Below are 24,903 nucleotides of genomic sequence, written 5' to 3'. Positions count from 1 at the left end.
CCCAGACCGACGGCCCCGGTAGGAGAGCGGGCGGGCCGGGGTGGTGACGCCGCCCACCGTGCCCCGGCAACGCAACGCACCCCCGGCCGGGCGCTCCGGCCTGGCGGACCGCTGCCGGCTGATCGCCGACTCGCGCGCCTTCGACGTGGTGATCGTCGTGGTCATCATGCTCAACGGGGCCGTGCTCGGCTTCGAGACCTACCGCGACATCGGGGCGGCGCACCCGCTCCTGCGGTGGTGCGAGTGGTTCTTCCGGCTCGTCTTCGTCGTCGAGATCGCGATCCGGGTGCTGGCCTACGGCCGCCGGCCGCAGGACTTCTTCCGGCACGGCTGGAACGTCTTCGACTTCCTGGTGACGGCCACCATCTTCATCCCCGGCCTGCACGGTGACTCGGGGGTGCTGCGGTTCCTGCGGGTCGCCCGGGTACTGCGGCTGGTGCGGTTCTCACCCGGGCTGCGCACCATCGTGGCGGCGCTGTGGCGGAGCCTTCCCGGTGTCGCGGGCTTCCTCGCCCTGGCCGCGGTCACCCTCTACGTGTACGGCATGGCCGGCTGGCTGATCTTCGGGGAGCGGTACCCGGAGCAGTACGGCGACATCGGCCGCTCGCTGCTGACCCTGTTCGTGCTGCTGTCGCTGGAGACGCTGCCGGACCTGCTCCAGCAGGGCATGGCGGTGTCGCCGTGGACCCTCGTCTACTACGTCAGCTTCGTGCTGATCACGGTGAACGTGCTGCTCAACATCCTGATCGCGGTCATCGTCAACTCGATGGAGGAGGCCCGCCGGCTGGAGATGACCGAGCGGCTGGCGCCGGACTACGACGAGGACGGCGACGGGATACCCGACGAACTCGACCGCATCGCCCTCACCCAGCGGCTGGACGACCTGCGCGCCGTCATCGGCGAGCTCGAACGGGAGCTGCGCATCGACCGCGAGGACGGGCAGGGCCGCCCGCGCCAGCAACGGGAACGCGCCGGCTGAACCCGCACGAGCACGGCGGACCGGTCGCGCCGGCGGGTCGGCCCCGGCGCGACCGGTCGTCCGGTCAGGACAGCCGCAGCCGCGGCTCCAGGATCACCTCGAAGAGCCGGTCCCACGGCAGCTCGACCCGCGCCGACTCGAAGCGCTCCAGCGTCGCGGTGAACGTCTGCGCGCCGCGCCGGCCCAGCACGAGACGGTGCCCCGCGAAGTGGTCGGCGAAGTACCGCTCGGTCAGCGGCACCAGCCGTTCGCGTACCCAGCCGTCGAAGTAGGTCTTCTGCGCCGGCGTGAGCGCCAGCGGGTCCCAGCCCTGCGCCCGCGCGTGCGCGTACGCCTCGACCTGCACGATGTTCTTCCACGGGTCGTCCTTGACGAACCGGTAGAGCAGGTACTCGGCGTGCGCCAGGCCGGGCCCGCGCAACTCCGGCACGCCGAACCCGCTGCCGGACGAGCGCAGGTACGCCCACCGGGCGGTCCCGTGCCCGAGCGCCAGGCCGAGGGCGTTGCCGCCGGTGTTCCACCCCGAGTACGACAGCAGCGCCGCGAGGTCCAGGCCGCTCTCCATCCGGGCGACCAGGTCGTGGTCGGCCTTGTTGACGATGAGCGGGTCCACCACGATCACCGGGGTGCCGGCGGCCAGCAGCGCGCCGATCCGCCCGACGAAGGCGTCCAGGTCGGCGGCCCGCTGCCCGGGCGCCGCCGAGGGGGTGTTCACGGCGAGCACGATGTCCGCGTCGCCGTCGACGACCCGGCCGCCCACGGCGGCCACGTGCCGGCGGATGTTCTCCGCGAACGGGATGCCCTCCAGCTGGGCGGTCCAGCTCTCGCCGGAGACCCCGGCGTACTCCACCCGGTAGGTGGGCGTCGTGCCGGCCGCGATCACCCGGGCGACCAGCAACGCGTCGACCTCGTCGGCGCCGGGGAAGATCTCCACCCGGTCGCCCACGCCGAGCCGGGCGACGAGCGCCTCCAGTTCGACCCGCTCCGCCCGGGCCAGCCCGACCGGCGCGGTGTCGTCCTCGGAGAGCACGAGGTGGCTGATGGTGCCGTCGGCGACCCACTCGACCATGAGCCGGTTGACCTGATGGTTGCGGGCCCGCGCGGCGAGGTAGTCCTCGACGACCTGGTCGGGGATCTGCTTCCGGACGGCGTCCAGCTGGGCCCGCAGCTCCTCCTGACCGAGGTTGACCACCTGGTCGTAGAGCTTCGCCCAGCTCACCAGCGCGTCGCGATACTTGTCCAGCTCGGTGCCGGTGCTGGTGATCGCGAGGCGCTGGATGGTGTCGTGCACCTCGATCACCGCGTCCGGCCGGGCCGCGCGCAGGTTCCGGATGGCGGCCAGGTTGTCCAGTGCGGCGGCCAGGGTCGGTGCGGCGGTCCGGGAGGCGATCAGGCCGCCGTAGGCGAGCATGCTCACCGAGATCACGTACCCGTCGGCGCCGCCGGTGGCGCCGAGCCAGCGGGCGATGGCGGCCCCGTCACCGGGGGTGAAGAAGCGGCCCAGCAGTTCCCGCGGCGGCAGCTGCACCTCGGCGCCGGCGCTCGCCGCGGTCATCTGCGGGGCGTACGTGTTGACCGGCCGGTCGTCCAGCGGCACCAGCGCCACGGTCGGCTGCCGCCCGGCGGGCCCGGCGAGGGCCGGCCGGCCGATGGCCACGGTGGCCAGCCCGGCCACGCCGGTGGCCAGGAGGGTACGTCTTCTCATGCTCACTCCCTCTTCTCCGGAGCGCTCGCCGCGCGGGGGGTGGCCGGCACGAGCCGGCGGGTGATCCACAGCGGTGAGGTGACGGCGTTGCCCATCACCACCGCGTGCGCACCCGCCTCGAAGGCCCGGCCGATCTGTTCCGTGGTGCGGTACCGCCCTTCGGCGAGCACCGGCACGGACAGCTGTGCGACGAGTCGCGCCACGAGCCCGAGGTCGGGCCCGTCAGTCGGTGGGCTGGCCGGGGTGTAGCCGGACAGCGTGGTGGCGACGGCGTCCGCGCCGGCCTCGACGGCGGCGACGCCCTCGGCCGTGGTGGAGACGTCGGCCAGGACCAGTGCGTCGGTGCGTTCGCGGATCAGGCGGACCGTGTCGGCGAAGGCGCGCCCGTCCGGCCGGGGCCGGTCGGTGGCGTCGACCGCGACGATGTCCGCCCCGGCCAGGGCCACGTCGAGCGCGTGGGCTGCGGTCGGGGTGATGAAGACGTCCTCCGCGCCGTACTTGTACAGGCCGATCACCGGTACGTCGACGGCGGCCCGTACCGCTGCGACGTCGTCCGGTCCGTTGACCCGGACCGCCACGGCGCCGCCGCGTACCACCGCGGCCGCCACCCGGGCCTGGACGTACGGGTCCCGCATCGGGTCGTCCGGGTCGTCGGGCAGCGGCTGGCAGGACACCACCAGTCCGCCGGCCAGGTCGTCGAGCGCGTTCACCCGCTGTTCCTTTCGAAGTCGTGGCTGTTCATGGCCAACCGGGCCGCGCCGACCAGGACGGCATCGGCGCCCAGCGCGGCGGGCCGCAGCGGAACGCCGGCCCAGCCCGCCGGCAGCTCGGCGGTGTAGGCGGCCGACGCAGCGGGCAGCAGGGCACCTGCCGCACCGCCGGCCACCAGGACGGCGTCCGGATCGAGCAGGGCCACCAGCCCCGCCAGGGCGGCGCCGAGGGCGGCGCCGGCCCGGTCCACGACCCGCCGGGCGATGCCGTCGCCGGCCGCGGCCCGGTCCGCCACGGTCCGGCCGGTGACCCGGGTCCCGGTTTCGAGGGCGTACGCGGCGGCCAGCCCGCTGCCCGAGGCGATCGCCTCCAGGTGCCCGTGCCGGCCGCACCCGCACCGCAGCCGCTCGGCGCCCGGGGCCGGCAGGTGCCCGACCCCGCCGGCGGCGCCGCGGGCACCTGCCTCCACCCGGCCGTCGCGGACGATCGCCCCGCCCAGCCCGGTGCCGACGGCCACCAGCAGCACGTGGGCGCGGTCCCGTCCGGCGCCGGCCCAGCACTCGCCGAGCGCGGCGGCGCTCACGTCGTTGGTGACCCGCACGGGCCGGTCCAGCCGGGCGGCCAGCGCGCCGGCGACCGGGGTGCCGGCCCAGCCGGGCAGGCTGTCGGTGGCGTACCGGATGCTGCCCGTCGCGGGGTCGACCGTGCCGGCCGTGCCCACCCCGACCGGCCCGGGGGCCGCGCCGAGCAGGTCGGCGGCCAGCCGCGCGGCGGCGTCCAGCACGGCCTCGGGCCCGGACCGGGCGGGCGTGGGCGCCTCGCGGCGCTCCCGCACCCGCCCGTCCCGGCCGACCAGCGCCGCCGCCGTCTTGGTGCCACCGATGTCGATACCGATGACCGGCGGCGTCATCCCTTGAGACCGGTGTGCGCGAGGCCCTCGACGAACTGCTTCTGCGCGATGACGAACACCACGAGCACCGGCAGCGCGGTCATCGACGCCGCGGCCAGCTGGACGTCCCACATGGGACCGCCGTAGGCGTCGACGAACTGGGTGAGCGCCTGGGGCAGCGTGAACTTCTCCGGCGAGGAGAGGAACACGATCGGTTCCAGGTAGAGGTTCCAGCTGTGCAGGAAGGTGAAGATGGCCACCGCGCCCAGCGCCGGCCGCGACAGCGGCAGGGCGATCCGCCAGAAGGTGGCGAACCGGCCCAGCCCGTCGACCCGGGCCGCCTCCTCCAGCTCGCCGGGGAGGCTGATGAAGAACTGCCGCATGATGAACGTCGCCAGCACGCTCGGCGCGCCGAAGATCGGCACCAGGATCAGCGGCCAGTGGGTGTTGACCAGGCCGAGCTTGAAGAACATCTGGAACAGCGGCACGATCGTCACCTCGCTCGGAATGAGCAGGCCCGCGAGGACGACCAGGAACAGCACGTTCTGGCCGCGGAACCGGATGCGCGCGAATGCGTACCCGGCCAGCGCCGACACGGCCAGGGTGCCGACCGTGACCACCAGCGCGATGTAGAGGCTGTTCAGGTACTGCTCCCCGAACGGCTGCAACTCGAACACCCGCCGGTACGCGTCGAGGCGCGGGTTGGTCGGCAGCAGGTCCGGCGGGAAGGCGAAGATGTCCGCCACCGGCTTCAGCGACGAGGTGACCATCCACCACGTGGGGAAGACGAACGGGATCGCCAGGACCAGCAGCACCCCGTAGAGCACCAGCTTGGTCCGCCGCGACAGGTCACGACTCATGGAAGACCCACCTCTTGCGCATCTGCCACTGCAGCACGGTGAGGGCGAGCACGATGGCGAACAGGACGATCGACAGCGTGGCGCCGTAGCCGAAGTGATGGAACTGGAAGGCCTGCTGGTACAGGTAGTAGACGAGCACCGTCGTCGACGTGCCCGGCCCGCCCTGGGTCAGCACCGCGATCTGCGCGAAGACCTGCAGCGACCCGACCACGGTGATGATCGAGGTGAGCATGATCGTCGGGCTGATCAGCGGCACCGTGATCCGCCAGAACTGGCGCAGCCGGCTCGCCCCGTCGACCTGCGCGGCCTCGTACAGCTCGGCCGGCACACCCTGAAGGGCGGCCAGGAACAGCACCATGTTCAGGCCGACGTTCTTGAACACCTGCACGACGATCACCGACAGCATCGCGGTGCCCTCGCCGCGCAGCCAGTTCGGCCCGTCGATGCCGACGGTGTCGAGCAGGCTGTTCAGCCCACCGTTGTCCTGCAGCAGGAAGCCCCACACGATGGTCCAGGCCACCAGCGAGACGACCACGGGGGAGAAGAACAGCGTGCGGAACAGGATCGTGCCCCGCAGTTTCTGGTTGAGCAGGACGGCCAGCAGCAGCGCCAGGCCGAGGTTGAGCACCACCAGGCCGATCGAGAACAGCCCGGTGGAGCGCAGCACCGCGCCGAGGTTGGGATCGTCCGCGAGCGCCTTGTAGTTGTCGGTGCCCACGAAGTCGAAGGTCCCGGCGAGCACGTTCCACTCGTGGAGGCTGTACCAGACCACGAGGATCAGCGGCAGGATCACGAAGACGGCGCTGCCGAGCAGCTGCGGGGTGATGAACAGGTAACCGGTGAGCTGGTCCCGGCGGCGGGTGGTCCAGAACGGCCGGGCCCGGCCCGGGGCGGGCCCGGCGGTTGCCGGGCCCACCCTGGTGTCCGTCTGGGTCATGATCGTCAGCCCTACTTCGCCAGCAGCGGCTGGATCTTGGCGCAGACGCCCTCGAGCACGGCCTTGACGTCCGCGTTCGGCTGCCACAGCGGGTCGAGGCCGGCGCGGACCTGCTGGCTCAGCTCGGCCTGGCCGGCGTGGCTGGGCTTGACGACGCCGTTGGTGATGCCGTCGATGACGACCTTCTGCAGCTGCTCCGGCTTGAGCTTCGGGTTCGTCTTGGCGAGCGTCTCGGCGGTCAGCTGGGACTGCCGGGGCGGCGGGAAGAACTGGGCGAGCTTCGCCGAGTTCGTGGGGTTGGTGAAGAAGGCCAGGAAATCGGCCGCCTGCTTGGCGTGCGGGCTCTTCTTCATCACCCCGAGGCCGGCCTGGCCGACCACCGCGTAGTTGCCCTTCGGGCCGGCCGGCAGCGGCACCAGGTCCCACCCGAAGCCGCCGTCCTTCAGCAGCGAGGCGCGGGAGATCTGGGTCACCGTCATGGCCGAGTCACCGGCGAAGAAGTCGGCCGTGGTGCCCGGGCCCGGCAGCGCCTTCTGAGCGAAGGTGGCCTTGTGCAGGGTGGTCATCGCCTCGACCATCTCCGGGCTGTTGAACCCGCAGGTCTTGCCGTCCTCGCTCCAGGCCTGGGCGCCCCATCCGGTCCAGAAGGTGGACAGGTTGTCCCAGCCCTTGTAGTCGAAGTCCCGGATGACCAGGCCGGCCTTGCCGGACTTCGCGCCCGCCGCCGCGGCGGTGGCCAGGGCGTTGTCCCAGGTCCACTGCCCGGCCGCGATCAGCTCGGCCGGGGTCTTCTGCCCGGCCTTCTTGACCATGTCGGTGTTGACGAAGACCCCGAACGGCGAGGTGGAGAAGGGGTAGGCGTAGAGCTTCCCGTCGTTCTGCCAGAGCTTGAGCGTGGCGGGGGACAGGTCGTCGTACTGGTAGCCCTCGGCCTTCTTCAGCGTGTCGTCCAGGGGCTGCAGCGCGCCCGAGGCGACGAAGTCGGGGGCGGAGTTCTCGAACACCCAGGCGAGGTCGGGCGCGTTTCCGCCGGCGATCTGGGTGGTCAGGGTGGTGGTGTAGTTGTCGAACGGCAGCGGGTCGAACTTGATCTCGGCGACGTCCGGGTGGCTCTTGCGGTACTCGTCGGCGATCTCGTTGAACAGCTTGAGGTGCGCCTCGTTGGCCGACCAGACGGTCATCCGCAGCTTCGTCGGGCCGCTGTCGGCGGAATCGCCACCGCCGCCGCAGGCGGTCAGGGCGAGCGCGCCGGCCAGGGCCACGGCGACGCCGCGCAGGGCCTTTCCTGCTCTCACAATCTTCTCCTCACCGGGGGTGTGTGTTCAGTAGCCCGCGATCCGCGGCCAGCGCTGTTCCACGCCGGCCGCGGTGAGGCGGTCCTGGAATTCGGCCAGCAGACGGGGGGTGTTGCGGACCGCACGCGGGGACTCGCCCCGCGCCAGACAGAAGTCGGCGAGCAGGCCGGCGACCTCGCCGACGTTCCACTCGACCGGGTGCAGCCGGTAGCTGCCGTTGGTGACGTGGGTGGTGCCGATGTTCTTGCCGGCCGGCAGCAGGTTCTCCATCCGCTGCGGGATCAGCGCGCCGAGCGGGATCTCGAACGGGCAGGAGCCGACGTCGATGTAGTTGTCGCCGCCGGTCGACGGGTGCAGGTCGATCCGGTACATGCCCACGCCCACCGCGTCCGGGTAGCTGACCGCGCCGTGGTCGCCCCGGACCGCCAGCGACAGGTCCTGCTCGGCGACGGTGTACTCGGCCCGGATCCGGCGGGACTCGCGGATGTACGGGGCCTGGGCCAGGCCGTCGGGGCTGCCGGTCACGTCGCCGCGCAGCCGCAGGCCGGGGAAGCCGGTGCCGCCGTCGGGCCGGGGCGCCTCGGTCTGCAGCCAGTAGAGCACCGAGTACGACAGCTCGCGGGCCTTGGCCAGGTGCCACGACGCGTTCGGCACGTCGATGACCGGGCCCTCGAAGTAGTCGATCATCGGCCAGTTGACCAGCGTGATGTCGCTGCCGTACGCGCCGTCGGTGAAGTTGCGCCGCGCGGCGATCCGCCGGAACGTCCACAGGTTGCCGTCACCGGGGTTGACGCGCTGGTCGGCGTTGACGCTCAAGGGGTCGTCGTCCGGGTTGGGGGTGAAGCTGCGCTCGACGATCTCCAACGTGCGCGGGTGCGGCGACTTCCACGACAGCAGCCGGTCACCCCAGAAGTCGGGCTTGTAGTCGCGCCAGAAGTCGTACCCGGCCGGGCGGTCGATGGTGTGGTCGCCGTCGACGTGGTCGATGGCGAAGCAGACGGAGACCGCCTGCATGTTCATGGGCTGGGCCTCGGCCGGGGCGCTCGGCTCACCGGTCTCCTCCCGCGACTCGAACCCGGTGACGTACTCGGTGCCCGTCAGCGGCAGCAACTCGCCGGTCTCGGTGGCGTCCAGGACGTACGGCGCGACCACCTCGATCCGCTCGTCCCGGTCGTGGTGCGCGAGGGTCACACCGGTCACCCGGTCGCCGTCGGTCTCCGCGGCGACCGGCCGGTACGGCTGGAGCACCCGCAGCCGCCCCGAACCGCGGTACGGGGCGAGCATCTCCTCGAGGACCGCGACGGCCACCCGCGGCTCGTGGCAGAGCCGGCTCACCCAGCCCGCACCCGGGTTGAGGTCGGTCCAGGCCCGGGACCGCTCGGTCAGCGGGAAGTGCCGACGGTAGTAGTCGCGGATGCCGTTGCGCAGCGCCCGGTAGCTGGCGGTGGCGCCGAACTGCTCGATCCAGGAGTGCTCGTCCGGCGGGACGGCCTGGCTGGTGAGCTGCCCGCCGAGCCAGTCGAACTCCTCGGTCAGGATGACGGACCGGCCGGTCCGGGCCGCGGCGAGCGCCGCGGCGACACCGCCCAGTCCGCCCCCGACGACGAGGACGTCCGCACGCATGATGACCACTTGCTTCCTTCCAGTTGCGCGGCCGACCGCTCAGGGCCGGTCGACCGCCGGATCAGGGGTGCCGAGGGTGCTGCCCTCGACGAGTTCGCAGGGGAGAAGTCGCTGCTGGAGGCCGCCCGCGCTGCCGTCGATGACGCCGGTCAGCACCTCGACCGACTGCCGGCCCATCTCCTCTCGGGGGATTCGGAACCCGGTGAACACGATGTCGGTGGGCACGGGGACCGTCGGATCCCCGAGGGTCACGATCGACAGGTCGCCGGGCACGGTGAGGCCACGCCGGCGGGCGGCCGCCTCCAGCGCGACCGCCGTGGCGAAGTCCTCCACGAAGGCCGCCGTGCTGCCGTCGGCCAGCAGGTCGTCGAGCGTCGCGTCGGCCGCCCCGGGCGCCGCGGACACCTGGCGGGCGCTCTCCGCGGTGGCCGCGGCGGCGCCGAAACCCTGGCGCCGGTCCTGCGAGGACTCGGCGGTCATGCCCATGCCCACGTACGTCAGGCGGCGGTGGCCGTGCCGCAGCGCCGCCTCGACCAGCCGGGCCACGGCCGCGGCGTAGTCGGCGCCGACGTAGGGGACCGGCCCGCCGGCGTCGTCGCGGCGCCCCACGGCGACGTACGGATATCCGTCGCCGTTGAGCCGCTGCAGCTCCGCGCCGTCGATCTCGCGCCCGAGCAGGATGCACCCGTCGGCCAGCCGCAGCCGGTTGTCCTGGTGGAAGATGCGCCGCCGGCCGTCCACGACCGGCGCACTGGTGAACAGCAGCAGGTCGCAGCCGACCCGCTCGGCGTACTCCTCGATGCCGAGCAGGAACGGATGGAAGAAGTCCCGGCTGCCGCTGGGGAAGGCGGGCTCGTACGTGAAGACGCCGATGATCCGGTTGAACCGCGAGGCGAGGCGGCGGGCCACGGGGTCGGCGGCGTAGCCGGTCTCGGCGATGACCCGCAGCACCCGGTCCCGGGTCTCCGGCGCGATGCGGACGTCGGCGTCGGTGCGGTTGTTGAGCACCAGCGACACGGTCGCCTGACTGACGCCGGCCATCCGCGCGATGTCACGCTGGGTGACACGTCTGAGGGGAGCGGTCACGTCGGGTCCTTCCGGTGCGGCTAATGCGTATTAGCGCTCGGCGTTGGGAAGGAGCCTGGCGGGTGGGTCGGCGTGTGTCAAGAGGTGGACCGGAAGATTTCGGCGAGATGAACCCGCAGGAGTAATGCGCATTAGCGATCCGCTCGGCGGCGGGCGGGCCGGCGATCCGGGCGAATCGGGGCGGTGCCGGGCCGCCTCTTGACAGGAGCGCCGCCGAGCGAGCAACATTCGAGAAACATAGATGCTAATACGTATTAGCACGGCGACGCCAGGTTGCGTCCGCCGATCGGTGTCCCCTGTGTTCTTACTGAGAGTCATTCCGCGCTGCTCGCGAACCGTCACCCGATCGCACCGACCGAAGAGGAAGCCGCATGACGAAGCCACCCGTCCCGTCCTCCCGGCGCGCCGCCCTGGCCACGGCCAGCGCCGGCCTGCTCGTCGCCGCCCTGGCCGGCGCTGCACCGGCCGCCGCCGATACCGGGCTCGACTTCCCGCAGTTCACCTACCAGGGCACCGCGTTCGACAAGAGCGCCCTCGCCTACAACCCGACCAACGAGTTCATCTTCCCGAGCGTCATCCGGGCCGCCGACTACTTCGCCAACCCGCTCGGCACCTACTACCTCTACTACGCGCCGCACGAGCGTCCCGGCGGCATCGCCCTCGCGTACTCCGACTCGATCAACGGCCCGTGGACCGAGTACACCGCGAACCCCCTGATCAGCAACACCTGGCTGCCGTACTACTCCACGGTCAGCCACATCTCCTCGCCGCACGCCGTGTGGATCGAGGGGGAGCGGAAGCTGTTCCTCTACTTCCACGGCGAGAACTCGATCACCCGGTACGCCACCTCCGACGACGGCATCCACTTCGACTACGGCGGCACCGCGGTCAGCCGGAACGAGACGACCGGCGGCGAGACGTCCTACGCCCGGGTGTTCGAGCAGTCCGTGCCGCGCCTGGGCACCCGGTATCTGATGGTCTTCATGGACAACCCCACGGGCGGGGCGCCCGGACCGACCGGGCCGGTGTCCCGGCGGATCCGCTGGGCGGTCTCCAACGACGCGCGCACCTGGACCATGCAGCCCGAACCGATCGTGACCCCGCAGGGCGACGAGGGCCCGAACGCCTCGGGGCCGTTCTTCCTGCGCTGGAACGACCGCAACCTGGTGATCTACCACGCCGCCGACGGCAACATGCACGCCGTGGACGTCGGGGAGAACTTCGACCAGGAGATCCACCTCGGCGTCGTGCACGACTCGATGACCGCCGCCCCCGACCTCGGCCGGTCGGCCGCGCCCACGTTCTACTTCGACGGGCAGACCGCGCACATGTACTACGAGGCCGGCGGCCGGCTCACCGCCACCATCGGCCACGCCACCGCCACCCTGGCCAACCCGCTGCCGGTACGGCAGCTCGACTGTGCCGTGGACCGGCCGGTCCTCTGGCCGCCGAACCACGAGCTGGTCGACGTCAACGTGACCGCGGACCTGCACGACGGCGTGCTCGGCCCGAACGCGTTCACCCTCACCGGCGTGACCGGCGGTGACGCCGCCGACGTCAGCGACTTCGTCACCGGCACCCCGGACACGAGCGGGAAGCTGCGGGCCGAGCGGGCCGGCGACGGCGGGGACCGGGTCTACCAGCTCACCTACGCCGGCCACGACGAGATCGGCCGGCCGGTCGGCTGCACCGTTACCGTCACCGTGCCGCACGACCAGGGCACCAACTGATCCTGCCGCCCGCGAGGCACCTCGGGACCGGCCGGCACCGCTGGGTGCCGGCCGGCTCCGGTGGGCCGAACACCGGCCGGTGCTACCGGGACTGCGGTGAATGCGCCCAGCGTGGAGAATGCGCCGGGTGCGAGGTGATCTGGAGAGCATCGACTGGGCGTCGTTGACGCACGCGTACGGAAGCGCCGAGGACGTGCCCGGCCTCATCCGTGATCTGCGGTCATCCGACGCCGAGGTCCGTGGCGCGGCCATGCACGAGCTGTACGGCAACATCTACCACCAGGGCACCCGCTACGAGGCCAGTGCGCACGCGGTTCCGTTCCTGCTGGAGCTGGCGGCCGACCCCGCCACGCCCGTCCGGCACGAGGTCATCCAGCTGCTCTCCTGCCTCGCTGTCGGTTACACGCCCTATGACCTGCCCGCCCGCGGCTACCCCGTCGCCAGGATCCGTAAGGCCGTGGCCCAGGTCCCCGAGGAGGACTGGCGCCGCTGGTCGCAAGCGATGAAGGACTGGTACCAGGTCGTCAGAACAGGGCAGCGGCAGCCGCTCCCGCTCACCAAGCCCGAGCGGCGCATGATCGAGCGCCGGCACGCGCTGGCCACCTACGACGCCGTCCGGGCCGGCGTCCCGCTGCTGTTGACCTGCCTGACGGACGCGGACACCGAGGTGGTCGGGGAGGCGATCCACGCCTTGGCCTGGTTCTCGGAGGAGTCGACGTCGATCCGCCCCCGCCTGCTCGACATCGCCTCCGACGACCAGCGCCCGGCGTGGCTCGTCGGGGCGGCGCTGATCGCGTTGGGGCTGGTCGGCGGTGCGCTGACGCAGCCGGTAGCGGACCTGCTCGGCAGGAACCTCGCCGGCACGGATCCCGACCTGAGATGGGCGGCCGCAGTGGCCTGGGCGCAGCTGGCCGGTGAAGAGGTGCCGGATCCGGCGATAGCCGAGCTACGCCGATGGGCGGCCGTTCGGCGACCGGACCCCGCGCACACGATCTGGGGTGCCAGCCCAGGCTCCGTGGCACTCGACGTGCTCGACGCCTTCGCCGCGCCGGTGGCCGAGGAGGTGCGGTCGGACCTCGTCGCGGCGGCGCTCGCCCAGCAACCCACGTCGAACTGGCACAACCATTTCAACCTGGTGCTGGCGCGCGCGTTCCCGCAGATGGAGTCGGATCATGGCCGCGGCTTCGAGGAACTGACGGCGGCGCAGCGGGCGGTGGTCGCCTGGCTCATCGACAACCCGCAGGTGTTCGGCTCCTCTGGACCTCAGGGTCCGCTCCGCCAACACGGCCTGCCGACGACCCACGAGGAGCTACGCGCCTACGCCGGCCTCGCCTGGTGACGGGCACCGCGGGGGGTTGACCGGTCCGCGGGTCTTGATCGCTGGCGCGTCTGCTGATTGGCTGGCCGGTATGACCGACCTCGGACCCGTCGCCTGGCCGCCCGAGCCGATCCGGACCGAGCGGCTCGTGCTCCGGCAGGCCGAGGCCCGGGACCGACCCGCGTTCGTCGAGTTGCTGGCGTCACCGGAGGTCCACACCTATCTCGGCGGCCCCCGGCCGCGTGACGAGCTCGAGCGCGAGCTGCCCGAGGCGCCCGGGCGGTGGCCCGGGAGCTTCGTCGTCGATCTCGGCGGGGCGATGATCGGCCAGATCCTGCTCCGGAGGGCGACGGAGCACCGTCGCCCGGCTGCCGTCGGGAAGGCCGATCTCGGCTACCTGTTCCTGCCGCGGGCGTGGGGATTCGGGTACGCCGCCGAGGCGTGCACGGCGGCACTCGACTGGTTCGACGGCGTCCTTCCCGGCGAGCCGGTGGTGCTCACCACACAGACGGCCAACGTCGGCTCGATGCGTCTCGCGGCGAAGCTGGGGTTCACCGAGGTCGAGCGGTTCCATGCCTGGGACGCCGAGCAGTGGCTCGGCCAGCGACCCCCGGTCACGCCGCCTGCGTGAGCCGGTGCCCGGCAGAACCGCCAGGAGGAAGCACTAGCCGCCCCGCACCTCGTCGAGCGGCACGTCGGGGTCGGCCAGCCGGCCGAGGTCGACCGGATCGGCCGCCGCGACGAGCCGCCGGATCGACGGGACCACGTCCCACACGTTGACGTTCATGCCGGCGAGCACCCGCCCGCCGGCGGTCCAGAAGGCGATGAACTCCCGCTTGGCGACGTCGCCCCGGACGACGACCCGGTCGAACGCCCCCGGCGGGGCGTGCCCGACGTACTCCATGCCCAGGTCGTACTGGTCGGTGTAGAAGTAGGGCAGGTCGTCGTGGCTGACCGCCTGCCCCAGCATGGCGCGGGCCGCCGCGAGCCCGCCGTGCAGCGCGGTGGCCCAGTGCTCGACGCGCAGGTGCCGGCGCAGCAGCGGATGGTAGGCGTTCGCGACGTCACCGGCGGCGTGGATGTCCGGGTCCGAGGTGCGCAGGGACGCGTCGACCACGATGCCGTTCTCGACGGTGAGACCGGCCGCCGTCGCCAGCTCGGTGTTCGGCCGCACGCCCACGGCCACCACCACGGCGTCGGCGGGCAGCTCGGTGCCGTCGGCCAGCCGGACCGAGGAGACGCGACCGGTGCCGCGGACCTCGTGGACCTCGGCGTCGAAGTGGAAGGTGACGCCGTGGTCCCGGTGCAGGTTGGCGAACACCCGGGCGATCTCGTCGCCGAGCACCCGGCGCAACGGCAGCGCGGCCGACTCGACGACGTCGACGGTGGCGCCGCGCTGCCGGGCCGCGGCGGCGACCTCCAGGCCGATCCACCCCGCGCCGACGATCACGAGGTGCGCGTCGTCGACCAGCGCCGCAGCGATGCGGCGGCTGTCGGCGAGGGTACGCAGCCGCAGCACCCCGTCCAGGCCGACGCCGGGTGCCGCGAGGTCGCGGGGCGTGGCGCCGGTGGCCAGCAGCAGCTTGTCGTACCGGATGGCCGTGCCGTCGGCGAGGCGGACCTCCCGCGCGGCGCGGTCGACGGCGGCGGCGCGGACGCCGGTGCGCAGGTCGACGTCGTGCTCGGCGTACCACCCGGCGTCGTGCACGTACACACTGTCGGGTTCTGCGCCGCCGGTCAGCAGGCCCTTGGACAGGGGTGGCCGCTCGTACGGTCGCTCGGGCTCCTCGCCGATCAGGACGATGCCGCCGCCGAAGCCCTCCTCCCGCAGCGTCTGCGCGGCCCGCGCGCCGGCGAGCCCGGCGCCCACGATCACGAACGTGCCGGTCTTCGACATCGGTCCAGCTCCTTCCGGAGGTACGTCGATCAGCGGGGGCCGACCCCGGTCAGGGTGAAGAACTCGGCGCGCGAGCGGTGGTCGTCGCGCAGGGTGCCGAGCAGGGTGGACGTGATGGTGCTGCTGCCGACGGCCTGGACGCCGCGCAGCGTCATGCAGAGGTGTTCGGCCTCGATGACCACGCCGACCCCGCGGGGGTGCAGCTGGCTGGTCAGCCAGTCGGCGATCTGTTTGGTCAGGCGTTCCTGGACCTGCGGGCCGTGGGCGAACAGTTCGACCACCCGGGCCAGCTTGGACAGTCCGAGGATGCGCTCGCCGGGCAGGTAGCCCACGTGCGCGACGCCGACGAACGGCAACAGGTGGTGTTCGCAGACCGACCGGATCGGGATGGCCCGGGCCAGCACCAGCTCGTCGTACCCCTCGTCGTTGTCGAAGGTGGTCAGCTGGAACTCGCGCGGGGTGAGCAGTTCGGAGTAGGCGCGGGCCATCCGGCCCGGGGTGTCGGCGAGACCGTCGGCGGAGAGGTCCACGCCGAGCGCGGTCAGGAACTCCGCCGCCGCCCGCTCGGCGGCGGCCGGGTCGCGGCGGGGACGCTGGTGCTGCACTCGCAGCGCGCTGACACTCACTCGGGGCCCCCAGGGGATTTTAACCAACGCTGATTGGTGATAGCGATCATGCTGCCGCACCGCCTCCGGAATTTCAATAGCCGTCGTTGGTGATAACCTTTCGCCATGAGCACGGGGGAGCGCTGGAGCGCGATGGCCGCGCTCGTCGACCGGTCCCGACGGGCGCTGTACGACTACGTGTGCCGGGCCGACCATCCGGTCACCCGCGAGGAGGCGGCCGAGGCGCACGGCATGTCCCGCAACCTCACCGCGTTCCACCTCGACAAGCTCGTCGAATCCGGGCTGCTGCGGGCCCACTACGAGGCGCCGGCCGACCAGCCCCGGGGCCGCGGCCGGACGCCGAAGGTCTACGAGGCGGCCGGCGACGGCCTGGCCATCACCGTGCCCGAGCGGCGCTACGAGCTCATCGCCGAGATCCTCGCCGACGCGGTCGCCGACGACCCGCACGACGCCCCCGAGGCGGCACGGCGGCACGCCCGGCAACGCGGCCGCGACATCGGAGCGCGCGTACGCGACGCCGGAGAAGACCTCGTGGCCGCGCTCGCCGGCCTCGGCTTCGCACCCGAGACGGCCGGCGACCAGGTGCTGCTCGGCAACTGCCCGTTCCACGCCCTCGCCAGCCGGCAGACCGCACTGGTGTGCGGGCTCAACCACGCGTTCCTGGCCGGGATGGTCGACGGCGCCGGCCGCACCGACCTGCTGCCCCGGCTCGCGCCCCGTCCCGGGGCCTGCTGCGTCCGGTTGGACGGCGTCCCCGCGCACTAGCCCGTCTCGGTGACCCCGCCGCTCACGGGGAGATGCGGACCTCGACCGAGCTGATGTACCACCGGAAGTCGGACGTGCTGTCGATGGACACGTCGTTGGTGCCGCTCTTGTCGAAGGAGCGCGTGCCGGCGCAGACGATGACCGACTGGTCCGCCGGCACCGGCCCCGCGCTGAACAATTGCGCGAAGTAGTGGGTGCCGCGGGTCAGATGCTCCTGGTGGAAGCTCTCGTCGTCGTCGGTCGTCTCGTCGAGGGCCGACATCGCGGCGTACGAGGGCTCGGCCACGCTCGGGTGCAGCACGTCGAGCATCAGGAAGTTCTGCTGGCTGGTGTGCGAGTTGGACCAGCCCCACTCGTCCGTCGACTCCAGCCGGTGCGTCGCCTCGACGCACTGCGCGTCGATGAGTACCTCGACCAGACCCGTCGCCGGCGGCACGAACGCGAACGCGATCGCGCTGAAGGCGTCGCCGGACGCGTAGTCGAAGTCGCCGGCGTCGTCGTCCTTCATGGAGATGGAGATGCCGACATCCCCGACCGACGGGTTCAGCGTGTGGCTGCGGTCGACGACGAAGTTGTCGTTGCGCACCGGGACGAAGCCGAAGTTGAACCCGAAGAACGGCGGCCGGAAGACCTCCCACCGGTGCGGGTCGTCGCTGTCGTCCGGTTCGAAGACCCCCCAGGGCAGCGCGCGGTCATGGAAGGGGGAGAGGCTCAGCCACTTGTCGAGGTGGTGCGAGAGGTGGAACCCGGGGCTGATGTTCTCGTCGGCGGTGAACACGTCGGCGAGCGCCTCGTGGTAGTCGCCGGCTATCGCGACGAGAGCGTCAGGCCGGATGTCGCGGCTGCGCAGGAACGCCTTGGCCGTGCGCCGCCGGGTCCGGTGCAGGTCGTCGTAGCGCGCCGTCAACCCCTCGGGCGGCTGGAGCAGGTCACGGACGGTCATCCGTTCCCGCCGCATCAGGTCCCGCAGGTCCGCCCAGGTGTCGTCGCCCAGCAGGTGGCGCAGCCGTCGGCTCGCCTCGGCGGACAGCTTCGCCGCCCTGCTGTCGCGCTTCTTCGTGATCTCTCGCAGGCGTTGGTCGCGCTCCTCCGACGCGGCTTCGGCCGACCGCCGGGCCGCCGCGGGGAAGTGCCGGAAGTTGTGCACTGCCTGGCCGGTGCCGATCATGGGTACCACCCCGTCAGATCCTTGCCTCCATCCTGCTGAGTGGTTCCTCGCCTGGCCAGACGGGTTGTGCCATGCTGACAAAGCCGCAAAAGGTGCTAACCGGTGAGGGGCCCCACGGAAGTGGATCTCTGCCGTATGGTGCGCGGATGCGTCGCCGCCTACCACTGATCCTGCTTCTCGCACCGCTGCTCGTCGCCGGGTGCACCTCCGATCCAGCCGCCCCGGCCGCCGGCTCGTCCGCCCCCGCGACCACACCGAGCCCCACCGCTCCCGCCGTGGACTACACCGCCTGGCAGGCCGGGCGCTCGGCGCCGGTGGCCGACAAGGTCTACCCGGCCCGCGGCACCGACGCCCTCGACGTCCTGCACTACGACCTGGCGCTGGAGTGGGCGCCGACGACCCGGACCCTCACGGGCACCGCCACCCTGCGGATCCGGCCCACGAAGGACGCTCCCAGCCTGGTCCTCGACTTCATGCCCTACCAGGTCGACGGGGTGACGCTGGACGGCGCGACGGTCACCGGCACGGTCGCCCGGGAGAAGCTGACCGTGGCCGCCCCGCTCGTCGCGGACAAGCCGGTGACGCTGGTGGTCACGTACCACGGCAAGCCGAAGACGACGCCGATGCCGTCGCACCGCAAGGACGTGGAGGACCTGGGCCTCACCGTCACCAAGGAGGGCGGCCTCTGGACGATGCAGGAGCCGTTCGGGGCCTTCACCTGGTACCCGGCGAACGACCAGCCGTCCGACGAGGCCCTCTACGACATCCGGGTGACCGTCCCGGCGGGCTGGACCGCCATCGCCAGCGGCACCCCGGCCGGGCAGTCCGGCACCACGTTCACCTACCGCAGCGCCGACCCGGTCGCGACGTACCTGACCACGCTCGCCGTCGGGAAATACCAGAAGCTGACCGCCAAGGGGCCCCGCGGCGTGCCGCTGACCTACTGGTACCGCAAGGGCGCCGACGACAAGCTGCTGCCGTACCTCAAGAAGTCCCCCCAGTATCTGGCCTGGCTGGAGAAGAAGTTCGGCCCGTACCCGTTCCCGACCGGCGGGGTCGTCGTGGTGGACTCGGCGTCCGGCATGGAGACCCAGCAGATGATCACGATGGGCCGGAAGATCGAGAACACCACGGCCCGCCGGGAGCGTTGGGGAGGCGACCTGCTGCACGAGTACGCCCACCAGTGGTTCGGCGACTCCGTCACCCCGACCACCTGGACCGACCTGTGGCTGAACGAGGGCTGGGCCCAGTACGCGCAGGACCTGTACACGAAGGAGACCCGGCACCTCAGCGACGCCAGCCTGGACCGGTACCTGCGGGACGCCGACGCCGCCCTGCGCAAGAAGCTCGGCCCGCCCGGCAAGCCCAACCCGAAGAACTTCGCCGAGGGCAACGTCTACCTCTGCCCGGAGGCCATGCTCCACGAGATCCACCGGAAGCTGGGCGACAAGGCGTTCTTCGCGCTGGCCCGCGCCTGGGTGCAGGATCAGCGCAACACCCAGCAGGACCGGGCGTCGTTCATCGCCTTCGTCAACAAGCAGACCGGGCGCGACTTCACCAAGCTCATCAACACCTGGCTCGACTCGAAGACCACGCCGAAGGCCGTCACCGTCACGTGAGGCGAGCCCCCGCAGCGCGCCCCGCCCACCCACCGGCCGGGCGCGCTGCGCCGCGTCGTGGGCGTCGCGGCCTTGCGCGAGCCCCCTACCCTGCGGCTGTGACACGTCGAGCAGCGGTCGCCGCCCTCTCCGCCGGAACGATGCTGCTGCTGGGTTGCTCGGCCGGTGCACGGACGGGAACCGGGCCCGCCGCCCCGGCGTCGACCGTCGGCGCCGAGGCCAGCACCGGCGCCGAGGCGATCGAGCTGCTGAGATCGGGCACGACGTTCATCGACCGGACGAGCTTCCGCGCGGACGTCGACATCGCGAGCCAGGTCACGACGCTGTCGCACGTCGACAACGTCAACAAGCGTGCCGTCTCCACGATCTCGGCGTCCGGTCAGGTCATCGAGATCCGGATGACCGGCAACGAGGTCTACCTGAAGTCCGAGTTCGACCTGCCGGGTGTCGGCCACGAATGGATGGCCCTCGACCCGGCGCGGGTCCCATCAGACTTCGCCCTCAGCTTCGCCCCGGGCAAGAACGACCCCGGCGGCTCGGCGCGCCTCATCAACGCCATCGTCACCGCACGAGCAGACGGCTCGCAGATCGTCGGCACGATCGACCTGACCCGGTTGGGCGCCGGCAACGGGATCAACCTCCGCGCCGGCCCGGACGGCTTTCCCGACGGCGCGCGCAGCAACCCGTTCCAGGCAACGATCGATGCCGAGGGCCGGCTGGTCAGTTTCCTGATCCCGGCCGCCAACGGCATGCCGAACGCGTCCCTGCGCTACAGCGACTTCGGCACGGACGTCGACGTCACGCGGCCCCAGAAAGCGGTCCCCGCCCCCGACGCCCTGTATCCCCAGCTCGGGCTGCACGGCTGAGACCGGCTGGCGGGTCCGGCCACCGATCCGTCACGAAGGTCCCGACGTGCGCGGGGTGGGGCAGAACGTGCGCCGGTACGCCGCCGGGCTGACGCCGACGAGATCCTTGAACCGGTCGCGGAACGTCGTGGCCGAGGCGAAACCCGTCGCCTGCCCCACCCGCTCGACCGGCATGTCGCTGGTCTCCAGCAGGTGTTGCGCCCGGCGTACCCGATGGTGGGTGAGCCACTGCATCGGCGTGGTCCCGGTCTGGGCACGGAAACGCCGCAGCAGGGTGCGCACGCTGACGGCGGCCTGGGCCGCCATGTCGTCCAGGTCGATGTCGCGCACGGCATTGGCGGCCAGCCACTGCAGCAGCGGCGCGAGGGAGCCGCTCGCGGCCGGTGGCTCGTAGGTGATGAACTGCGCCTGCCCGCCGGCGCGTTCCAACGGCATCACCGAGGCGCGGGCGACATCGGCGGCGACGGCGGCGCCGTGGTCGCGGCGGACCATGTGCAGGCACAGGTCGAGCCCGGCGGCGGCCCCCGCCGAGGTCAGCACGTCGCGCTCGTCGACGTAGAGCAGGTTCTCCTCGACGGTGACGGCGGGATACCTGCGGGCCAGTTCCGCGGCGGCGGCCCAGTGCGTGGTGGCCCGGCGGCCGTCGAGCAGGCCGGCCTCGGCCAGGACGAAGGCGCCCACGCAGATCGACGCCACCCGGGCTCCCCGGGCGGCCGCCGCCCGCACGGCCGTGAGCAGCGGCGCCGAGGTGGGCGCGGCGAGGTCCGCGACGCCGGGCACGATCACCGTGTCCGCCTCGCGCAGCGCGTCGAGACGCCAGGGCGCCCGCAGCACGAAGGAACCCGCATCGACCTCACGCCGCTCGGCGCACACCTTCACCTCGTAGGCCGGCGCGCCGTCCGCCAGCCGCGCCCTGCCGAACACCTCCAGAGCGGTCGCCAGGTCGAAGCCGACCACCCCGTCGAACGCCGCCACCGCCACCGTGTGCACGCGTCGACGCTACCCGCGGGCACCGTGGCGGTGAGCCGTTGATGGTTGGCGCTCGCGCCACTGTTCGCCCCGCGGTCCCGATCGTAGGTTCCCTGCATGTTCGTGATCGCGCCCGTGTTGATCGGGCTGGCCTACGCCGCGCTGAACTCGCTGATCCCCGCCGTGCACCGCCGACCCCTCAACGCGATCATGGTCGCCGGGGCGGGCGCCGCCTACCTGAGCGGCGGCTTCGGGGTCTGGGAGCTGCTGTTCACCGCGGCGATGACGTACGCCGCCTTCCGGGGGCTGCGGTCGTGGCGGTGGATCGGCGTGGCGTGGCTGATGCACACCGCGTGGGACCTGCTGCACCACCTCCACGGCAAGCCGATCCTGCCGTTCGCGGCGCACTCCTCGCTGGGCTGCGCGATCTGCGACCCGGTCATCGCCGTGTGGTGCCTCGCGGGCGGCCGGTCCCTGCCGGAGATGTGGCGGTCCTGGGCCCACCGGACGGCGGGCCGGCGCACCTACCCGGGCGAGGCGGCGTAGGGCCGGACCGTTGTCCCTGTGACGACCACGCCGGATGCCACAATCCCGGTATGCCGTCGGACGCCTGGGCCGCGCTGGCGAGCCCGTTCGTGGAAGGTGCGTACGCCTCCGTGAAGGGACAGGTGCGGACGTACGTCATCCACGCTCAGCTGCTGCGGCACCTGTCCGAGCCGCCGGCTAGCGTCCTCGACGTCGGAGGGGGCGCGGCCCACCAGTCGTTGCCACTGGCCCGGCTCGGCTACGAGGTGACGGTCCTCGACCCGTCGCCGGCCATGCTCGCCAAGGCCGAGCAGCGGCTGCGTCACGAGCCGGACGACGTCCGGCGGCGGGAGACCCCGAGGGCTGGTACGGCGTCTGGTTGTTCTCGGACTGGCGGGACCTGCCGCCCGAGAGCACGGACGTGCCGGCGGTGGCCGCCGTCGAACTCGAGGCGAGCCTTCGGGACCCCTACCGGCAGCTGAGCCGGACCTTCCACCTGATCGGACGGGCCCGGGCCCTGGCGCCCGGCGTCGATGCCTGACTAAAGTCAGGCATATGGACCCGGAGCTCATCGCCACCGTGCGGCGGTTCAACCGGACGGTCACCCAACGGGTGGGCGCTCTCGACGACCAGTACATGTCCCGCGACCGGCCGCTCGCCCAGGCGCGGCTGCTCTGGGAGATCGGCCCCGACGGCGCCGAGGTCGCGGCGCTGCGGGCCCGGCTCGGGCTGGACTCCGGGTACCTCAGCCGGCTCCTGCGCACCCTGGAGGGCGACGGACTCGTGAGCGTCGGCCCGGCCGGCCCGGCCGGCGGTGACGGACGGGTACGCCTCGCCACGCTCACCCCAGCGGGACGGGGGGAGTGGGCCGAGCTGGACGAGCGGTCCGACGAGCTGGCCCGGTCCATTCTCGAACCGCTCGGCGACCGTCGCCGCGAACGCCTCGTAGCGGCGATGGCGGAGGTGGAGCGGCTGCTCGTCGGTTCGATGGTGGTCGTCGAGCCCTGCCCGCCGGGAGACCCCCGGGCCCGTGCCTCCGTGCGGGCGTACGCCCGCGAGATCGCGCAGCGGTTCGACGACGGGTTCGACCCGGCCCTCAGCAAGCCGGTCCGCGACGAGGAGCTCGTCCCGCCCGCCGGCGTGTTCCTGCTCGCGACCCTCAACGGAGAGCCCGTCGGCTGCGGCGCGATCAAGCTGCATGCCGACGGGCCCGCGGAGATCAAGCGCGTCTGGGTGGCGGACACCGTCCGCGGGCTGGGCGTCGGTCGGCGCCTGCTGGACCGGCTGGAGCGGTACGCCGCCGAGCGCGGCTGGACCGCCGTCCGGCTGGACACCAACCGAAACCTGACCGAGGCGATCGCCATGTACCGCGCCGCCGGCTATCGGGAGATCGCGCCGTACAACGACGAGCCCTACGCGCACCACTGGTTCGAGAAGGTGCTGGCGCCGTGACCTGACCGGTCTCCATATCGGGGCGATACGACCCGAAGGGTATGGCCGCTTTATTTATTGATATCAATATGCTGTCCGCAATCTCGAATCAGGTGCGCACCCCGAGGCGCACCGGTCCTGATGCGGAGGAATTCATGGTTCGCTGGCGTACCCTCACCGGCCTGTTGGCCGCCGCGTTGGCCGCGGTGACCGCGGGCAGCCTCACCCTCGCCGCACCCGCCCTCGCCGACCCCACGCCGATGACGCCGAACGTCGTCGGCGGCACCCGCGCCGCTCAGGGCGAGTTCCCGTTCATGGTGCGGCTCTCGATGGGTTGCGGCGGCGCGCTCTACAGTCCCCGCCTGGTGCTCACCGCCGCCCACTGTGTCGGCGCCACGGGCACCAACACCAGCATCACGGCGACCCTCGGCGTGGTGGACCTCCAGTCGTCCAGCCGGATCACGGTCCGGTCGAACTACGTCTACCGGGCCCCGGGCTACAACGGCAACGGCAAGGACTGGGCGCTGATCCGCCTGGCCGCCCCGGTCACCGGGCTGAGCACCCTGAAGATCGCCGACACCACGGCCTACGACAACGGCACGTTCACGATCGCCGGCTGGGGCGCGGCCCGCGAAGGAGGCGCGCAGCAGCGGTACCTGCTGAAGGCGACCGTGCCGTTCGTCAGCGACGCCACCTGCAACGCCAACTACGGTGGCGACCTCATCCCGGCCGAGGAGATCTGCGCCGGGTACGCCAGCGGCGGCGTGGACACCTGCCAGGGTGACTCGGGCGGGCCGATGTTCCGCCGGGACGCCGCCAACGCCTGGATCCAGGTCGGCATCGTGAGCTGGGGCAACGGCTGCGCCCGCCCGAACTACCCCGGCGTCTACACCCAGGTCAGCTACTTCTCCTCGGCCATCGCCTCGGCCGCGGCGAGCCTCGGCGGCTGACCGCGCGACCGCACGGGCGGCCCGGCGTACGACCAGCCGGGCCGCCCGTGTCTGCGCCTCGTTCCGGGCCGCGGTCAGGCGTAGAGCGGCTTGCCGGTCTCCAGCAGCGTCTTGAGGTCACTGAGAACCTCCGGCCAGCCACCACCGGCGCTCTCGACCTCGCCATTGACCTGCGCCAGAGTCTGCGGCGCGTCGCCCAGCTCGTGGATCACCGTCAGCGAGGTGACGCCGTTGCCCCGCTCCGCGATCTCGTAGGTCAACCGGGTGGCCGGCTCGTCCAGCCAGGTCGGCCGCCAGGTCTGCACCAGCCGGACCGGCGGGTCCACCTCGATCACCTCGCCCTCGACCGGCACCTCCGGCATGCCGGTCTCCCGGTGCTCCGGGACGGCCAGGGCCCGGTACCGGCCGCCCGGCCGCAGGTCGAACTCGGCCAGGCACTGGTAGCCGTACTGCCGGGTCCACTCCGGCTTGGTGATGGCGTCCCAGATCGCCTGCGGGGTGGCCTTGATGTAGACCCGGTAGACCCTGGTCGTCCCGGCCGTCGTCGTGGTGGTGGTCATCGGTTCTCCTTCGGGTCGTCGCGTTCGAGTTCCGCCTTCAGTTCCAACAGCGTCGCGGCATGGTGCGCGGTGTACTTGTCGATCCACCGGTCATGGATCAACCGGATCGGCACCGGGTTGAGGAAGTGCAGCTTCTCCCGGCCCTGCCGTCTGGTGACCACGAGACCGGCCTCCTCGAGCAGGCGCAGGTGCTTCATGACACCGAAGCGGGTCATCGCCAGCTCGGACTCGAGGTCGGTCAGCGTCTGACCGTCGCGGACGAAGAGCCGGTCGAGCAGGGCGCGCCGGGTCGGATCGGCGAGCGCCTTGAACACCAGATCGTCGTCGTCGCTCACCCCACCGAGAATAGGTGACCAAATGGTCACATGTCAACGATCCGCGTTTCCCGGTGGTC

General features: G+C 72.0%; 25 protein-coding genes and 1 pseudogene. 12 read left to right on the top strand and 14 right to left on the bottom strand.

Annotated elements, in window-relative coordinates:
* Positions 1–40: 40 nt before the first annotated feature.
* The gene (locus tag ABZW14_RS08895; RefSeq protein WP_355342122.1) at positions 41–979 is read left to right on the top strand and encodes an ion transporter; all 939 of its coding nucleotides are present in this window, start codon (positions 41–43) and stop codon (positions 977–979) included.
* 64 nt (positions 980–1,043) lie between these two features.
* Here the strand turns inward: ABZW14_RS08895 and ABZW14_RS08890 are convergent, their stop codons facing one another.
* The 8 genes from ABZW14_RS08890 to ABZW14_RS08855 are packed head-to-tail and all read right to left on the bottom strand — an operon-like array spanning position 1,044 to position 10,085.
* Positions 1,044–2,684 (bottom strand): DUF4127 family protein, encoded by a 1,641-nt coding sequence (locus ABZW14_RS08890; RefSeq protein WP_355342119.1) that lies wholly within the window; start codon positions 2,682–2,684, stop codon positions 1,044–1,046.
* A 2-nt stretch (positions 2,685–2,686) separates the two neighbouring features.
* Positions 2,687–3,394 (bottom strand): putative N-acetylmannosamine-6-phosphate 2-epimerase, encoded by a 708-nt coding sequence (locus tag ABZW14_RS08885; RefSeq protein ID WP_355342116.1) that lies wholly within the window; start codon positions 3,392–3,394, stop codon positions 2,687–2,689.
* Complete coding sequence (locus ABZW14_RS08880) at positions 3,391–4,305, bottom strand: ROK family protein (RefSeq protein ID WP_355342113.1); 915 nt, start codon at positions 4,303–4,305, stop codon at positions 3,391–3,393. Before ABZW14_RS08880 ends, ABZW14_RS08885 begins: the two co-directional genes overlap by 4 nt.
* Positions 4,302–5,144, bottom strand: coding sequence for a carbohydrate ABC transporter permease (locus tag ABZW14_RS08875; RefSeq protein ID WP_355342110.1), 843 nt, complete (start codon positions 5,142–5,144; stop codon positions 4,302–4,304). Before ABZW14_RS08875 ends, ABZW14_RS08880 begins: the two co-directional genes overlap by 4 nt.
* Positions 5,134–6,081, bottom strand: coding sequence for a sugar ABC transporter permease (locus tag ABZW14_RS08870; protein WP_355342107.1), 948 nt, complete (start codon positions 6,079–6,081; stop codon positions 5,134–5,136). The genes ABZW14_RS08875 and ABZW14_RS08870 overlap by 11 nt, the downstream gene beginning before the upstream one ends.
* Positions 6,082–6,092: 11 nt before the next feature.
* A complete protein-coding gene (locus ABZW14_RS08865) occupies positions 6,093–7,376 on the bottom strand; it encodes a sugar ABC transporter substrate-binding protein (protein WP_355342104.1) in 1,284 nt (427 codons plus the stop codon).
* Between the two features lie 27 nt (positions 7,377–7,403).
* Positions 7,404–8,999, bottom strand: a complete 1,596-nt coding sequence (locus tag ABZW14_RS08860; RefSeq protein ID WP_355342101.1) for an FAD-dependent oxidoreductase — start codon at positions 8,997–8,999, stop codon at positions 7,404–7,406.
* A gap of 39 nt (positions 9,000–9,038) precedes the next feature.
* Positions 9,039–10,085 (bottom strand): LacI family DNA-binding transcriptional regulator, encoded by a 1,047-nt coding sequence (locus ABZW14_RS08855; protein WP_355342098.1) that lies wholly within the window; start codon positions 10,083–10,085, stop codon positions 9,039–9,041.
* Between the two features lie 371 nt (positions 10,086–10,456).
* Here ABZW14_RS08855 and ABZW14_RS08850 point away from each other — a divergent pair, with 371 nt between their 5' ends.
* From ABZW14_RS08850 to ABZW14_RS08840, 3 genes are all read left to right on the top strand, one after another.
* The gene (locus ABZW14_RS08850; RefSeq protein WP_355342095.1) at positions 10,457–11,815 is read left to right on the top strand and encodes a hypothetical protein; all 1,359 of its coding nucleotides are present in this window, start codon (positions 10,457–10,459) and stop codon (positions 11,813–11,815) included.
* 127 nt (positions 11,816–11,942) lie between these two features.
* On the top strand, positions 11,943–13,154 hold the full coding sequence (locus tag ABZW14_RS08845) for a hypothetical protein (RefSeq protein WP_355342092.1): 1,212 nt from the start codon (positions 11,943–11,945) through the stop codon (positions 13,152–13,154).
* A gap of 70 nt (positions 13,155–13,224) precedes the next feature.
* On the top strand, positions 13,225–13,764 hold the full coding sequence (locus ABZW14_RS08840; RefSeq protein WP_355342089.1) for a GNAT family N-acetyltransferase: 540 nt from the start codon (positions 13,225–13,227) through the stop codon (positions 13,762–13,764).
* 33 nt (positions 13,765–13,797) lie between these two features.
* Here ABZW14_RS08840 and ABZW14_RS08835 read toward each other — a convergent pair whose 3' ends face one another.
* Complete coding sequence (locus tag ABZW14_RS08835) at positions 13,798–15,030, bottom strand: FAD-dependent oxidoreductase (protein WP_355342086.1); 1,233 nt, start codon at positions 15,028–15,030, stop codon at positions 13,798–13,800.
* 29 nt (positions 15,031–15,059) lie between these two features.
* Positions 15,060–15,656, bottom strand: a complete 597-nt coding sequence (gene folE, locus ABZW14_RS08830) for a GTP cyclohydrolase I FolE (RefSeq protein ID WP_355342084.1) — start codon at positions 15,654–15,656, stop codon at positions 15,060–15,062.
* 105 nt (positions 15,657–15,761) lie between these two features.
* Here folE and ABZW14_RS08825 point away from each other — a divergent pair, with 105 nt between their 5' ends.
* A complete protein-coding gene (locus tag ABZW14_RS08825) occupies positions 15,762–16,421 on the top strand; it encodes a helix-turn-helix domain-containing protein (RefSeq protein WP_355342081.1) in 660 nt (219 codons plus the stop codon).
* A gap of 22 nt (positions 16,422–16,443) precedes the next feature.
* Here ABZW14_RS08825 and ABZW14_RS08820 read toward each other — a convergent pair whose 3' ends face one another.
* Positions 16,444–17,589 (bottom strand): hypothetical protein, encoded by a 1,146-nt coding sequence (locus ABZW14_RS08820; RefSeq protein ID WP_355342078.1) that lies wholly within the window; start codon positions 17,587–17,589, stop codon positions 16,444–16,446.
* Between the two features lie 146 nt (positions 17,590–17,735).
* Between ABZW14_RS08820 and ABZW14_RS08815 the strand changes: the two genes are divergently transcribed.
* Complete coding sequence (locus ABZW14_RS08815; RefSeq protein ID WP_355342075.1) at positions 17,736–19,208, top strand: M1 family metallopeptidase; 1,473 nt, start codon at positions 17,736–17,738, stop codon at positions 19,206–19,208.
* 98 nt (positions 19,209–19,306) lie between these two features.
* A complete protein-coding gene (locus ABZW14_RS08810; protein WP_355342072.1) occupies positions 19,307–20,074 on the top strand; it encodes a hypothetical protein in 768 nt (255 codons plus the stop codon).
* A 30-nt stretch (positions 20,075–20,104) separates the two neighbouring features.
* Here ABZW14_RS08810 and ABZW14_RS08805 read toward each other — a convergent pair whose 3' ends face one another.
* Positions 20,105–21,064 (bottom strand): helix-turn-helix domain-containing protein, encoded by a 960-nt coding sequence (locus tag ABZW14_RS08805; protein ID WP_355342069.1) that lies wholly within the window; start codon positions 21,062–21,064, stop codon positions 20,105–20,107.
* A 96-nt stretch (positions 21,065–21,160) separates the two neighbouring features.
* On the opposite strand from ABZW14_RS08805, the gene ABZW14_RS08800 reads away from it, so the two are divergent.
* The 5 genes and pseudogenes from ABZW14_RS08800 to ABZW14_RS08780 all read left to right on the top strand — a co-directional run bounded on the left by ABZW14_RS08800 (position 21,161) and on the right by ABZW14_RS08780 (position 23,949).
* Positions 21,161–21,589: a DUF6010 family protein gene (locus ABZW14_RS08800; protein ID WP_355342066.1), complete on the top strand. Its 429-nt coding sequence runs from the start codon at positions 21,161–21,163 to the stop codon at positions 21,587–21,589.
* Between the two features lie 50 nt (positions 21,590–21,639).
* Positions 21,640–21,888 (top strand): annotated as a pseudogene (locus ABZW14_RS08795) (methyltransferase domain-containing protein); the annotation flags it as partial.
* Between the two features lie 59 nt (positions 21,889–21,947).
* Positions 21,948–22,109: a hypothetical protein gene (locus tag ABZW14_RS08790; RefSeq protein ID WP_355342437.1), complete on the top strand. Its 162-nt coding sequence runs from the start codon at positions 21,948–21,950 to the stop codon at positions 22,107–22,109.
* A gap of 14 nt (positions 22,110–22,123) precedes the next feature.
* On the top strand, positions 22,124–23,020 hold the full coding sequence (locus ABZW14_RS08785; RefSeq protein ID WP_355342063.1) for a helix-turn-helix domain-containing GNAT family N-acetyltransferase: 897 nt from the start codon (positions 22,124–22,126) through the stop codon (positions 23,018–23,020).
* A 134-nt stretch (positions 23,021–23,154) separates the two neighbouring features.
* Positions 23,155–23,949 carry a serine protease gene (locus ABZW14_RS08780; protein WP_355342060.1) on the top strand — a complete coding sequence of 265 codons (795 nt, stop codon included), beginning with the start codon at positions 23,155–23,157 and terminating at the stop codon, positions 23,947–23,949.
* A gap of 74 nt (positions 23,950–24,023) precedes the next feature.
* On the opposite strand, the gene ABZW14_RS08775 is transcribed toward ABZW14_RS08780, so the two are convergent.
* Both ABZW14_RS08775 and ABZW14_RS08770 read right to left on the bottom strand, forming a co-directional pair.
* Positions 24,024–24,509: an SRPBCC family protein gene (locus tag ABZW14_RS08775; RefSeq protein WP_355342057.1), complete on the bottom strand. Its 486-nt coding sequence runs from the start codon at positions 24,507–24,509 to the stop codon at positions 24,024–24,026.
* Positions 24,506–24,844, bottom strand: coding sequence for a metalloregulator ArsR/SmtB family transcription factor (locus ABZW14_RS08770; protein WP_355342054.1), 339 nt, complete (start codon positions 24,842–24,844; stop codon positions 24,506–24,508). Before ABZW14_RS08770 ends, ABZW14_RS08775 begins: the two co-directional genes overlap by 4 nt.
* Positions 24,845–24,903: the final 59 nt, after the last annotated feature.

Origin of the sequence: Micromonospora sp. NPDC004551, assembly GCF_040609975.1 — a bacterium.
Taxonomy (GTDB): domain Bacteria; phylum Actinomycetota; class Actinomycetes; order Mycobacteriales; family Micromonosporaceae; genus Micromonospora.
Note: the sequence above shows the minus strand (reverse complement) of the source record. Positions and strands in the feature narration are given on the sequence as shown.